The following is a 12405-nucleotide window of genomic DNA, read 5'->3' on the forward strand; positions in this document are numbered from 1 at the left end:
TGCTGCGGATGAAGGAGCGGTCGCAATGAGCATCGCCTCTTCTTCCGCAAGCCAACCGGGCACTTTCTCAGTTGCTCGCCGCGCTTCCCAAAAGGCGCTGCGCCGTCATCGGATAACCGAGACGCTCGCCGCTTGGTCGCTCGCCGGCCCGGCGCTCGTTCTGCTCATTGGTCTTTTCTTTCTGCCGCTCTTCGCCGTCTTTGCCATCGCGCTTACCGACTGGCAGTTCGGGACGAGCTCGCTCTCCTTCGTCGGCCTTGAAAATTTCGAGGAGGTCTTCTCCGACGAGGGCTTCCGCGCCTCGCTGGTCAACACGATCGTCTACGTCGCGATCGTCGTGCCCGGTACGATCGTCCTCGGCCTTGCGATCGCGCTTTTGATCGAAGGCGGCAAGTCTTTCCGCGCCTTCTACCGCGCCATTCATTTTCTGCCCTATATGGCGACGCTGGCTGCCATGGCGATCGCCTGGGAGGCGCTGCTTCACCCCACCATCGGCCTCGTCAACCAGACACTCACGGGCCTCGGTCTGCCCACCGCCAACTGGCTGCGCGACGAGAACACGGTGCTGCCGGTGCTGGCAATCATCGGCATCTGGCAGAACCTCGGCTTCGCCATGGTGCTCTTCCTCGCCGGCCTCAAGTCGATCCCGCAGGACCTCTATGACGCAGCCGACATCGATGGCGCCGACGCCTGGCTTGACCGTCTGCGTACGGTCACCGTGCCGATGCTCGGGCCGGTGACCATGTTCGTCTTCATCGTTGTTGCACTCAGAGCTTTCGAGACCTTCGACACCGTACAGGTGCTGACGCAGGGCGGGCCCGGACATGCTTCAGAACTCCTGCTCTTCACGCTCTACCGCGAGAGCTTCGAGTACTTGCGCACCGGCTATGGCGCCTCAGTAGCCGTGGTCTTCCTCTTCATCATCGTCGCGCTGACGCTCATCCAGGCCCGCGTCATGGACAAGAGGGTTCACTACCAATGAGCGCCCCTCGCTTCGCGCCACCCTCCGCCATTCTCCGCCATGCGGCGCTGCTGATCACGGGAGCGTTGATCCTGGTTCCCTTCGTCTGGATGGTCTCGCTCTCGATCAAGCCACCCGGAGAGATCTTCCGCGCCTCCTTCTCCTTCTGGCCGGAGCAGTTTTATGGGATCGAGAACTACACGAAGGCACTGACCAACTCGCCGCTGCCACGCTACATGCTCAACGGAATTTTCGTCTGCGCGATGATCCTCGCGCTCCAGATTGCCGTTTGCGCGCCCGCGGCCTATGCCCTGGCCAAACTGAACTTCGCCGGCCGCAACCTGCTCTTCGCGTTGGTGCTGATCGCGCTGCTTTTGCCGCACGAGGTGCTGGCTCTGCCGCTCTTCATCCTAGGCGCCAAGCTCGGAATATTGAACACCTACGCGGCGCTGGTCTTTCCGTACGTCGTCTCGCCGTTCGGCATCTTCCTGTTCCGGCAGTTCTTCAAGACCATTCCCGACGACGTCGTCTATGCCGCAAGGCTCGACGGATTTTCCGAACTCGCCATCGTCTGGCGCATCATGGTGCCGATGGCGCTGCCGGCGATCATCGCCTTCGGCATCTTCTCGGTTGTTTCGCATTGGAACAGCCTGTTCTGGCCGCTGATTGCCGTACGTGATCAGAACCTGATGCCGCCGCCGCTTGGCATCATGGCCTTCAAGAACGAGGAGGCCGGCAACGACTTCGGCCCCCTCATGGCGGCATCAACCCTCGTCGTCCTCCCACTCATCATCGCCTTCCTCTCCGCCCAACGCTGGTTCGTTGAGGGGCTCACAGGCGGAGCAGTCAAGTAAGCCAACCAATCGTTAAACGGAGCTTCACTATGTCCCCTATCACGAGACGAGACGCACTTATTGGAGCGGGCGCGACCGCCGCAACGTTCCTCCTCAATAGCAGCCCACTGCTGGCCGAGGAGCGTATCGAATTGCGCGTCACCGCAGCGCCCTCGACTGTCGCCGATATGTACAGGTCAATCGCGGAGGCTTTCGGAGCCCAGCATCCCAACATTTTGGTCAACCTTGACACGACCCAGCGCGATTATGACGCCCTCGTGGATGACACGCTTCGTGACGTGATGACCGGCCAGTTGGCTGATGTTTCCATCCAGGGAAACAATAAAATTCGTCTCTTTGTGGACCGCGGCCTTGCCGTCCCTCTCAACGACTACCTGGCAGAGGAAGCAAAATCGCCATCCAGTACGTTGTCGCCGTCCGTGGCTTCGATCGGTCAGTTTGGCGATAAGGTTTACGGGCTAGGGCTCTCGGTGTCCACACCCATCGTTTTTTACAATCTCGATCTGGTCAAGAAGGCCGGTGTGGACGCAGCCGCCCTTCCCGTCACATGGGAAGGCATCCTTGATCTCGCGGCAAGGATCCATGATCCGAAGACCAACACTCTTGGCGGGTATCTGAATTATACCGGCGGGGGTTGGATGTGGACGGCCCTGATCGAGAGCCAGGGTGCACGAATGATGACCGCCGATGAAGGGAAAGTGGGTTTCGACGGGCCCGAGGGGCTGAAGGCCTTGCAGATCTTGAAGTCCTTCGGCGAGATCGGGCAATCCGCAGTAGACATGCCGCGCGATCAGGTCCGGCAACTTTTCTCCTCGGGAAATCTTGGCATCCTGGTCGATTCAAGCTCCAACCTTGGCAACTTCGAACGGCAAGCTGGCGGACGCTTTGACATCGTCACCCGCGCTTTTCCCCTTCTTTCGCCGGATGCGCGCTTGCCGGCAGGCGGTGCGCTCGGTGTGGTCTTTGCCAAGGATCCGGCGCGCCAGAAAGCAGCCTGGGAGTTCGTGAAATTTGCCGCCAGTGCAGAGGGGCAGACGATAATCGCCGACAAGTCCAGCTACATGGTGGCAAACAGCCTTGTCGCGACCGACGCTGCCCTGCTCGGTGGATATTATGCCGAAAAACCAAACATGGCGCCGGTTGTCGATCAGTTGTCCATTCTCGCCGGGTGGTACGCCTTTCCTGGACAGAATGGCAACAAGATCACCAAGGTCATGGAGGACCATTTGCAGTCCGTCGTCACGCTCAGGGTCGAACCGGCAGAGGCACTGGCTGCCATGTCACAGGACGTGACGGCCCTTCTCCCGCGCTGAGGCTCGCCAGGCCATCAACACCAATGGCGATTGGGATGATGTCCTGTCCACCGCTTTGGCGACGCACCCCGTATACAGGACTCGTTTGCGTGAGACAGGTATCCGCCCCCCTGCTCCATGGATTGTCGGTAGTGACGTCGTGCCAGACCGGCGAAGATCGTGTCAGGCCGGCCAGATCCGTGTTGCTCGGCCGCGCGGAGATCGGGCTGACCCGGCGTGGCCCGAATGCGTTCAGGGGCGTCGGGATGATCGGTCGACCGCGACGACCTGAGAGCCCGCCCCGCCATGCTCAGCGAACAAGACCATAGAAACAGGATTTGTTGTGACACCTTCGGACACGCTTAGTCATCCCTTCCCTGAACAGACAGGAGACGCGGGATCGCGCAGATCTGCCGCGGGCGAATTGCGCGAAACCCCTGACTCTGCTCCCGTCGAATACCGGACGGCAACGGACCTTGCTGCCGCGCTGGTGGCCCGCAAAATTTCATCCCTAGAACTGGTCGAGAATGCTATCGCCTACATCGAAGCAGTCGATGAGAAGATCAACGCCGTCGTGGTGCGCGATTTCGACCGGGCTCGCGACGCCGCGCGCTTGGCGGATGCCAAACTCCATCGGGGAGCGCGCGCTCCGCTGCTCGGCATTCCGATAACGGTCAAAGAGCATTTCCACGTTGCGGGGCTGCAGACGACATGGGGAAACCCGGCCTATCACGAATGGCGATCGAACATTGATGCTCTCGCGGTTCAGCGGTTGAAGGCTGCCGGGGCGGTTCTCCTTGGCAAAACCAACGTACCAAACCAAAACGGAGACTGGCAAAGCTACAATGACATCTATGGAACGACCAACAACCCCTGGAACCCAGCATTTACTCCAGGCGGGTCGTCCGGCGGAGGGGCTGCGGCACTCGCTGCCGGTTACGTCCCGCTGGAGCTTGGGTGGGACGGCGGCGGCTCATTGCGGACGCCAGCGCATTTTTGCGGAGTATTCTCACACAAGGCGTCGCTCAACCTGGTGCCTCTGCGTGGCTTGAGCCCTCCGGATGCGCCCATCGTTCCGCGACGCGACGAAGGAGCCGCGATCGGCCCAATGGCGCGTGGCGCAATCGATCTGGAATTGGCTTTGTCAGTCGTCGCCGGACCCGACGAACTGTCGGATGGAGTTGGTTATAATCTTTCGCTGCCCCCGGCACGTCATGCGCAACTCGCTGATTTCCGCGTGCTTATGATCGACCAGCATCCGTTATGCCCTACCTCCGATAGCATTCGCATCGCGTTGAATGACATGGGCGACCGCCTTTCCAAGGCCGGTTGCACCGTTCTGCGCCATAGCCCGAAACTTCCGGATCTGGCACTCACGTCCCAAGTATTCGAGAAGCTCAGTTTCGCCAAGCGGAGCGCGAAGCTGCTGCCAGAAGAACGCACCGAAATTGAGCGGCGGGCGCGGGAGTTGGCCCCGCACGATCACAGCCTGGTCGCCTGCATGTTACGCGGCTACCTGATAAGCCACGCCGAGTGGGTGGCGCTATGCCAGCTTCGAGATGACTTGCGAGCCCGATGGCAGGCCCTGTTCGAGGATGTCGACGTTGTATTGTGTCCGCCATTCTCCGTCCAGACGTTCAAGCATGACCATTCGCCGATGCTTTCCCGCAAAATAGAAATCAACGGCACGTCGAGGCACTACCGCTGTGATTTGCACGCCTGGGCCGGTATCGCCAACATGATCGGGTTACCGTCGACGACCATGCCCATCGCGGAGAGCAACGGTCTGCCGATCGGCATGCAAATCATGGGTGGCTTTCTAGAAGACCGGACGACTCTAGGTTTTGCTGCGCTTGTCGAACTAGATTTTGGCGGGTTTAGGCCACCGTGCTGTAGCCCGACGCGGCGGAATTCGTGAGTTCTCCCACGTTGCCTCTACGTAAACGTGTTCAGTTCCCGGATCGCTGGCGTGACCGGCGATCCGGCGGAGATCAGTTCAGCCGTGAAGGGTGGGCCACGCCCTTGCTATTGGCGCCGACATGCAAGAGACAAAGTGCGCCCGGTGGCTACGGGCCAATCCTCTCGGACTGTCAGGCATTCCTTAGCGAACGAAGAGGAAGCAAAGATGAGTTCCACCAGCGTCTGGACAGACATCGATCTCGAGCGCGAAGGCCGCTCCCAAGGGTATATCCGGGTACCCTATTCCGGAAACGACACCGGCCACGGCTGGATCCCCGTGCCAATCGTCGTTTTCAAGAATGGGGAGGGGCCAAGCGTTCTCTTGATGGCCGGTAACCACGGCGATGAATACGAGGGCCAGGTCCTCCTCATGAAACTTGTGCAGAGCCTTTCGGTCGACAGGGTCCGGGGAAGGCTCATCGTCTTGCCTGGCGTGAATTCGCCAGCTGTGGCAGCAGGTACTCGGCTTTCTCCTATCGACGACGGCAATCTCAATAGAATATTTCCGGGCGACCCGGACGGCACGCCGACCCAGATGATCGCCCATTACATTGACAGCGGGCTGCTGCCACAGGTCCGCTACTGCTTCGATTTTCATTCAGGCGGCTATTCCTCGGAATTCATGCCAATGGCGCATCTCGCTGCACCGGACGACCCTGAGTTGCGCGCCCAGGCGATCGGCTTCCTCAAGGCCTTCGCCATGCCCAATTCGATCCTGGTCGAAGGATTGATTGGTGGGGGAAAGCGTCTCCTCGGGTCGTGTCGACGTCTGGGGGTCGGTCACATGTCGACAGAGCTTGGTGGTGCCGGGGCCTTTTCCATCGAGGCATACCGGGCCGCCGAACGAGGGCTGCCCCGGCTCTTGCACCATGTCGGCGTCCTGTCTGATGTGGACGAGCAGGCGCCGCCGAAAACGCGCTTTTTCGTTCGCCAACCGATGCGGGATTTCGTCTTCGCCGAGGCGACAGGTGTCTTCGAAGCTTATGTCGGACTGGGTGAGACGGTGGAAGTTGGTGCGCCGGCCGGAGCTATCCATTTCACCGAAACGCCGTGGCGCGAGCCCCATCCCGTCGTTTTTACAAGCAGCGGAACCGTCTTGTGCAAGCGCAGCCCCGCACGCACCAAGATCGGCGACTGCCTCTATGTGATTGGAACGCCGCTGGACGTCCAATGACCGCGCAAATGCCGCAGACGACCTCTCATGTCCCGTCGTCTGCAGCGGTCAGATGGCGCAACGGATCAACGCAATACCGAAAGAAGAAAGACATGACGACGATCGATGCGGACATGTTGGCGGCCATCAAGAAGCACAAGGAGCTTCAAGAGGCTGACGGTGGGATTCCCGATACGTTGATCGAGAACCGCCGGCAGCAAGATTGCCTGGCCCCGTATTGGTCCGACGGCGCTCCGGCCGTCGCGAACATTGAGGACCGGACGATCCCCATTCTGGGCGGAGAGCGAGAACTCCGCATCTATCGGCCTCACAACGTGAAGTCAGATGCGGTCATTCTGTTCTTGCATGGCGGCGGCTGGGCAAGGGGAACGATTTCTACAGGCGACTGGCCATGCCACACATTTGCGGCAGAGACCAATCTTACCGTTGTCTCACTTGCCTACAGTCTTGCGCCGGAAGCTCCGTTCCCTGCCGCGATCAACGATATCCGTGCTGCGATGGACTGGTGCGCAGAGCATGGCGACGAGTTGGGGTTCGACGGACATCGTATTTTCCTGACGGGGACTTCCGCAGGCGGAAACCTGTCGCTCACAACCGCGCTGGCGAGACGCGATCGCGGTGAGTTCATGCCAATTGGGCTCGGGCTGCTGTTTGGGGCTTATGGAGACAACCTGGAAACCGATAGCTACAAGGAATACGGTCCCGGTCAGTTTGGCCTCTCCTATGCCAGGATGAAGCAGTATTTCGAATGGTATGTGCCGGCCGGAAAAACCTCTCGTGACCCCCTGATTTCGCCGCTCCATGCGGATCTGTCCGGACTGCCGCCGACCTTTATCGGCGTCGCGGAATTCGATGTCCTTCGTGACGACTCTTTCTTGCTGGCGGGCAGGCTCGCTGCAACGGCAACGCCCCTGACTGTGCGCTATTATGAAGGCCTTGCCCACGGTTACGCGGTGTTTGCCCGGAACGTGCCGGCCGCACGCCGCGCCTTGTCGGACACGGCAGCCTTTTTCCGCGAAGTCGCTTCGTCCCCTCATGGCGATGAGGTTGAGGCGCAATGATGTCTGACCTGACCGATTCGCGGGGCCTTTTCCTCGCAGGTCCTGGGGTGACCGATTGTCATGTCCATATTTTTGGATCGAGCCGCGATGTATCAGAACCACGTTTTCCGCATCCGGAAGAGTCCGCAACATTGGCGGATGTCGAAAAGCTCGGCGCACCGCTCGGCGTTCGGCGCTACGTCCTGACGCAGCCCAGCTTTCTCGGCTTCGACAACAGCCTGATAATGGACACGCTTGAGACACGCCCGGACGATTTCCGGGGAGTGGTCTGGCTGGCGCCGTCCGAACCTCCCGCCTCAGTCGCCAAGCTCGCGGCGAAGGGCATCGCCGGACTGCGCTTTCCCCTGAAATACTCCAACAGCGTTCCCGACTGGTCTGCGTATTCGGATCTCTTCGTGGCCGCCGCGCAGAGCAATGTGCATGTCGAGCTTAACCTGGCAGGTCGCTCGCTCGTAAAGGCCGTTCACAAGACCCTCGAGCATGACGGACAGGTGGTCCTGGCGCATCTGGGGATGTTCGATCGGGACCTGGGTCCCGATGACGATCCCGTATTCGATGCGGTCATGGAAGCCGCGCAGACGCGGCGCGTCTGGATAAAGCTGTCCGCCGCGTACGCCTACCAGAAGGCTCACGCGGATCGTGCCTGCGAACGCATCCTTGATTGCGTTGGGCCTGATCGCACGGTCTGGGGTTCGGACTGGCCGCATGTCGGTCCAAGGCTCGACCGACAGGAGACGTATGCAACGACATTGGCGTGGCTTCTGCGCATCGCGACCGGGGATGCCATTCGTCGGCAGATTTTCGTGAAATCGCCGGAGAAGCTGTACGGCTTCACGCCTGCCGATCAGCCCCCAGCACCAACCCAATCTTAGAGAAATGGAAGAACAACATGACCAACGCCGGTTTCATCCCGCCCACGCCGATCAGTCTCGAGCGCTCGACTCCGCCCGCTTCGGCATATTTGAAACCTGCGGTCCAAGAAGGGCTGCGGGTGCTTAGCGAATTGCCGCAGATTGACAACGTTTTGAGGATGCACCGGTTCTCCGGCACGGAAGAGGACAAGTCGACAGCGGCAAAGTGGCTGGCCGCTCGCTTCGAAACTTCCGTGGATCCGAAGCGGATCATCCTTACCAACGGCGCTCAGAATGCCATGGTCCTTGCGCTGGGCTCCATTGCGGGACCGGGCGACACGGTTCTGATGGAGCCGCTGAGCTACCACGGTTTCCGAAAGCAGGCGCATCTTCAGGGTATCCGTACCGAATTCATTGCCATGGATGATGACGGCGCCGAACCGGAGGCGTTCGAACGTGCGTGCCGTGAGTTCAAACCCAAGGCGCTGTTTCTGATGCCAACCGTTCACAATCCGACGACCATCGTCATGTCGCGGCAGCGTCGGGAGGAGATCGCCCGGATCGCGCGCAAATACGGGGTCGGAATTATCGAGGATGATGTCTACGGACTCCTTCCGCAGGGTGTTCCGGTCCCCTTCGGGGCATTGGCTCCGGATATCACCTGGCACATCACAAGCTTCGCCAAATGCGTCGGGGCAGGCGTGCGGGTGGGTTACCTCATAGCGCCTGATGACAAGGCAGCGCGGAAGACATGGGATCGCTTCTACGGCATGTCGTCGTGGTACCCGGCGTCGCTATCGGTGGAACTGCTGAACCTGTGGCTTGCGAACGGTGCGATCGCCAAAATGGTGTCCGGTGTGCGCGAAGAGGCCGTCGCCAGACAAAAGATCGCGGTGGATTGTCTCGGTGATATTCCGTTTCAGACCCGGGACGACGCGCTCTTTCTTTGGGTCAATCTTGAAGGGATCATCGATCAGGACGAACTGGTCGCTCAATGCACCTCCAGGAATGTGATCATCAGGCCGGGCCGGCTGTTCGCAACGGATCCACAGCATGCCCCAAACTGTGTTCGCCTCGTGATCGGCAGCCCGGACAGCCCCGATGACCTGAAAGCGGCCATGGCGGTGATCGGAGAGCTGTTACAGTCCGCGCGGGGGGCAAGGGCGGCATCGCGAGCGATGGCCCAATGAATAGCGCTTTACGCTTCCTCATCGTCAGTTTCGACGGTCTCCGTCCTGATCTGGTCTCTCCCGACCTGACGCCCAACCTCTGCCGCTTGCGGTTCTTAGGCGTGACCTTGTCGAACCATCGCACCGTCTATCCCAGCGAGACCCGGTCTGTCTTTCCGAGCCTCGTGACTGGCGCCACGACCAACCAGCACGGCATGGTCGGAAACAAGTATGTCGACCGTTCCGTCGCGCCGCAGCGCTACATCGACACGGCCGATGCGGTTCTCCTTCGCCAGCTCGACCTTGAGAGCGGCGGACAATTGATGTCGGCACCCACGCTCGGTGAAATCCTTGCCGCATCTGGGAAAAGCCTTGCCGTTCTGGCGACCAACACGCCTGGCACTACCCGGTTGTTCCACCACAAAGCGGAAGACTTCGGACATATCCGCCTTTCGGGCCATTTCCGCGAGGCCTGCACGCCGGACGATGTATTGGCGGAAGCCGAAGCCCGCGTGGGCCCTCTGCCACCGGAGCCGCCGAAGGTCGAACCTGATACGGCCGGGCAGGACTGGATCACCTCGACCTTTCTCGAGGTGATCTGGCCGAAAGATCGGCCGGATGTCACGATCTTCTCCTACGGCGAGCCGGACATCACCTCGCATTTTCACGGCACGGGCGCCGAGGCGACCCGCGGCATCATCGCCCATTGCGACCGCCAGTTCGGTCGCTTGCTCGATTGGTGGGAAGCAGAGGGCCGCGCCGCCGGCGTGCAGATCATCGCGATCTCGGATCATGGACACATCACTGGCCATACCCGTGTGTCGGTGACCGACAGCCTGCGCGATGCCGGTTTTCGGCCTGGTATCGCACCCGCGGCGGATGTCGATGTCGTGGTCGTGCCGGGTCAGGTTGGAGCTCTCTATCTTGCTGACCCGAGCGACGAGCAGATCGGCCGGCTCGTAGCGACGATCACCAGTGAGCCGTGGTGCGGGCCTGTCTTTAGCCGCGCAAAGAATGAGACCGAGGGCGTCGCCCCCGGGAGCCTCGGTAACCATCTGGTCTTCGCCGATCATGCCCGCGCGCCAGATGTCTCCTTTTCCTTCCGAGCAGATGACGGCGTCGACCCCTTCGGCCTCTTAGGTAGCACGTTCTATGACAACGACCGCCCCACGGGCCTGGGCGTACATGGCGGTCTTCATCCGAAAGAACTGGCCGGCCTCGGTATTGTTGCCGGCTCAGCCTTTCCCGCGCAGGGTTCCGTTTCAACAATCCCGTCGGGCATCTGCGATTTCGCTCCGACCCTTCTGCACATTCTTGGGATTGCACCGCCCGAAAGCATGAGCGGGCGCGTCTTACACGAGGTTCTGGAACATGGATCGAAGTTGGCCCCGAACGTCCGCAGTGAAGCCTTCAAAGCAAGGCTAGGCAGTTTCAGGCAGGTTCTGCGCCGTGTTCACGTCGGAAGCGCCACCTACATCGAGGGCGGCACGGCGGTAGGGTGAGCAACCGTGAACAGCTCGAGTAGCCGCTCCGAAAACCGCAATCAAGGCGACGCCTCGATTGAAGATCAGCGGTTTTGTTGCAACGACAGAGTTGGGGCGCAGGGAGGGGTGGCCCGCCAACACTGCGCGTCCGAGGAATTGCTCGGGCGATCCGAGCCGATCCTCATCACAGGAGGACGAGCCGTGGTAGATTATAGGGACGGCGCCGACATGGTCCTCATCGACTCGAAGAAGAAGGACCCGTCGGAGATCGAGAGCTTCGCCCGCGCCTGGAAGCATGACGTTCCGCCGCATCGTTACAAACGGCGGCGTCCAGAACGTCCATGGGGACATCGTTTTGGTCGAAGAAGTCTTCCGCCTGCAGGGCATGAAAAAGACCAAGGCGAACGAAAAGCGTCTCCTTCGGTAGCGAGATATCTCCGTGACACACCCCACATCCAACGAGGCGTTAGTATCGCAAAGGCGACCGCTCGCACAACACCGAACGTCGCACGTGATCTTACCTCTTCGCCATTTCCACGCTGGCTACTTTCCTGTGGGCGATATCGGAGTCCGGAGCGAATGGCGGGCTCTTACTTAATCATTCTCCCCGGGAGCGCTAAAATGCTATCGCATATGCGCAAAATCATATCGAATTATTCGATGTACGTCATCCGAATGTAGCAATTCGAGCTTTTAAGGCCGACACGTCAGCGGGCACGGATGACGTTTCGACAGCGGCGTCTTCCTAGCGATGGCTCGGACCAAGGTGAGCGAGGAAATGACTAGACTATCAGGAAATTTAGATCCGGCATACATCCAACGAGAGGGCGCGGCGGTCGACCATCTCAGTGAAGCTGCAACACTGAAAGCCGCGCCTGCGGATATTACGGAGCCGCTACTCTCGGCTTACGGCAAGTCCGGTGCCAGCATGGACGAAATGCTAAGCTTGAGTGTGCGCGATGTGGCCGAGCATATCGAGATCGGGTCGATGAAGGCCGAAGCCTATGCCGCGCGCTTGCTCAAGCAGTATGCGGCGCATAAAGACCTCAACACCGTCATCTTCATCGATGAAAACCGTGTGCTAGCGGATGCGCGCGCGATCGATCAAACGCGCGCGAAAGGTGACAAGCTGGCACCGCTCACTGGAGTGCCGGTGGGCGTGAAGGACCAGGCCGACGTGGCCGGCTATCCTACCACCGCAGGCAATATCGCGCTCAAAGATTATATCGCTAAGAAGAGCGCTTGGGTGGTGCAGCAGGTCGTCAACAACGGCGCGGTGGTCTTCGCCAAGTTGAACTGTGCGGCGATGATTGGCCAGGTATTACCACGCCTGAACGGCGCGACCTCCTCGAACCCCTATTTCGGCTTCGTGCGCAATCCTTACGACCTCACTCGCATCCCGGGCGGTTCCAGCGGCGGTTCGGGTGCGGCGGTGGCGGCTCGGATAGTGCCGGTGGCGATCGGCGAGGACTGTAAAAGTTTAAACTTTATCTGACAGACGGTGTCCTAGTACTACAGTTGTAATTATTTTCAAATCGTGATTCTGCTCAAGCGTTTAGGACAGCTTGAGGAGAGCTTTTGGATGTCTGTTTCGGACTGG

General features: G+C 60.1%; 11 protein-coding genes. All 11 read left to right on the forward strand.

The features are described 5' to 3' along the window. Positions 1-25: 25 nt before the first annotated feature. Positions 26-982: a carbohydrate ABC transporter permease gene (locus F3H98_RS29855; RefSeq protein WP_149764528.1), complete on the forward strand. Its 957-nt coding sequence runs from the start codon at positions 26-28 to the stop codon at positions 980-982. Then, the gene (locus tag F3H98_RS29860; protein WP_149764530.1) at positions 979-1815 is read left to right on the forward strand and encodes a carbohydrate ABC transporter permease; all 837 of its coding nucleotides are present in this window, start codon (positions 979-981) and stop codon (positions 1813-1815) included. The genes F3H98_RS29855 and F3H98_RS29860 overlap by 4 nt, the downstream gene beginning before the upstream one ends. Before the next feature lie 29 nt (positions 1816-1844). Further along, a complete protein-coding gene (locus F3H98_RS29865) occupies positions 1845-3128 on the forward strand; it encodes an ABC transporter substrate-binding protein (protein WP_149764532.1) in 1284 nt (427 codons plus the stop codon). 322 nt (positions 3129-3450) lie between these two features. Next, positions 3451-5025 (forward strand): amidase, encoded by a 1575-nt coding sequence (locus tag F3H98_RS29870; RefSeq protein ID WP_244622002.1) that lies wholly within the window; start codon positions 3451-3453, stop codon positions 5023-5025. 51 nt (positions 5026-5076) lie between these two features. Beyond that, positions 5077-6240 carry a succinylglutamate desuccinylase/aspartoacylase family protein gene (locus F3H98_RS29875; protein WP_244622003.1) on the forward strand — a complete coding sequence of 388 codons (1164 nt, stop codon included), beginning with the start codon at positions 5077-5079 and terminating at the stop codon, positions 6238-6240. Beyond that, positions 6237-7301, forward strand: a complete 1065-nt coding sequence (locus F3H98_RS29880) for an alpha/beta hydrolase (RefSeq protein ID WP_149764534.1) — start codon at positions 6237-6239, stop codon at positions 7299-7301. Before F3H98_RS29875 ends, F3H98_RS29880 begins: the two co-directional genes overlap by 4 nt. Then, complete coding sequence (locus F3H98_RS29885; RefSeq protein ID WP_188130649.1) at positions 7301-8173, forward strand: amidohydrolase family protein; 873 nt, start codon at positions 7301-7303, stop codon at positions 8171-8173. Before F3H98_RS29880 ends, F3H98_RS29885 begins: the two co-directional genes overlap by 1 nt. Before the next feature lie 17 nt (positions 8174-8190). Beyond that, positions 8191-9342, forward strand: a complete 1152-nt coding sequence (locus F3H98_RS29890; RefSeq protein ID WP_149764538.1) for an aminotransferase-like domain-containing protein — start codon at positions 8191-8193, stop codon at positions 9340-9342. Then, the gene (locus F3H98_RS29895) at positions 9339-10823 is read left to right on the forward strand and encodes an alkaline phosphatase family protein (RefSeq protein WP_149764540.1); all 1485 of its coding nucleotides are present in this window, start codon (positions 9339-9341) and stop codon (positions 10821-10823) included. Before F3H98_RS29890 ends, F3H98_RS29895 begins: the two co-directional genes overlap by 4 nt. A gap of 277 nt (positions 10824-11100) precedes the next feature. Further along, on the forward strand, positions 11101-11232 hold the full coding sequence (locus F3H98_RS32380) for a hypothetical protein (RefSeq protein ID WP_280178041.1): 132 nt from the start codon (positions 11101-11103) through the stop codon (positions 11230-11232). Between the two features lie 324 nt (positions 11233-11556). After that, positions 11557-12300 carry an amidase family protein gene (locus tag F3H98_RS32385; RefSeq protein WP_149764542.1) on the forward strand — a complete coding sequence of 248 codons (744 nt, stop codon included), beginning with the start codon at positions 11557-11559 and terminating at the stop codon, positions 12298-12300. Positions 12301-12405: the final 105 nt, after the last annotated feature.

Source organism: Neomesorhizobium albiziae (assembly GCF_900114255.1).
Classification (GTDB): domain Bacteria; phylum Pseudomonadota; class Alphaproteobacteria; order Rhizobiales; family Rhizobiaceae; genus Neomesorhizobium; species Neomesorhizobium albiziae.

Coding starts and splice junctions, on each gene's coding strand:
- F3H98_RS29855 (WP_149764528.1), top strand. CDS start 26: ATGAGCATCGCCTCTTCTTCCGCAAGCCAACCGGGCACTTTCTCAGTT.
- F3H98_RS29860 (WP_149764530.1), top strand. CDS start 979: ATGAGCGCCCCTCGCTTCGCGCCACCCTCCGCCATTCTCCGCCATGCG.
- F3H98_RS29865 (WP_149764532.1), top strand. CDS start 1,845: ATGTCCCCTATCACGAGACGAGACGCACTTATTGGAGCGGGCGCGACC.
- F3H98_RS29880 (WP_149764534.1), top strand. CDS start 6,237: ATGACCGCGCAAATGCCGCAGACGACCTCTCATGTCCCGTCGTCTGCA.
- F3H98_RS29885 (WP_188130649.1), top strand. CDS start 7,301: ATGTCTGACCTGACCGATTCGCGGGGCCTTTTCCTCGCAGGTCCTGGG.
- F3H98_RS29890 (WP_149764538.1), top strand. CDS start 8,191: ATGACCAACGCCGGTTTCATCCCGCCCACGCCGATCAGTCTCGAGCGC.
- F3H98_RS29895 (WP_149764540.1), top strand. CDS start 9,339: ATGAATAGCGCTTTACGCTTCCTCATCGTCAGTTTCGACGGTCTCCGT.
- F3H98_RS32380 (WP_280178041.1), top strand. CDS start 11,101: ATGACGTTCCGCCGCATCGTTACAAACGGCGGCGTCCAGAACGTCCAT.
- F3H98_RS32385 (WP_149764542.1), top strand. CDS start 11,557: ATGGCTCGGACCAAGGTGAGCGAGGAAATGACTAGACTATCAGGAAAT.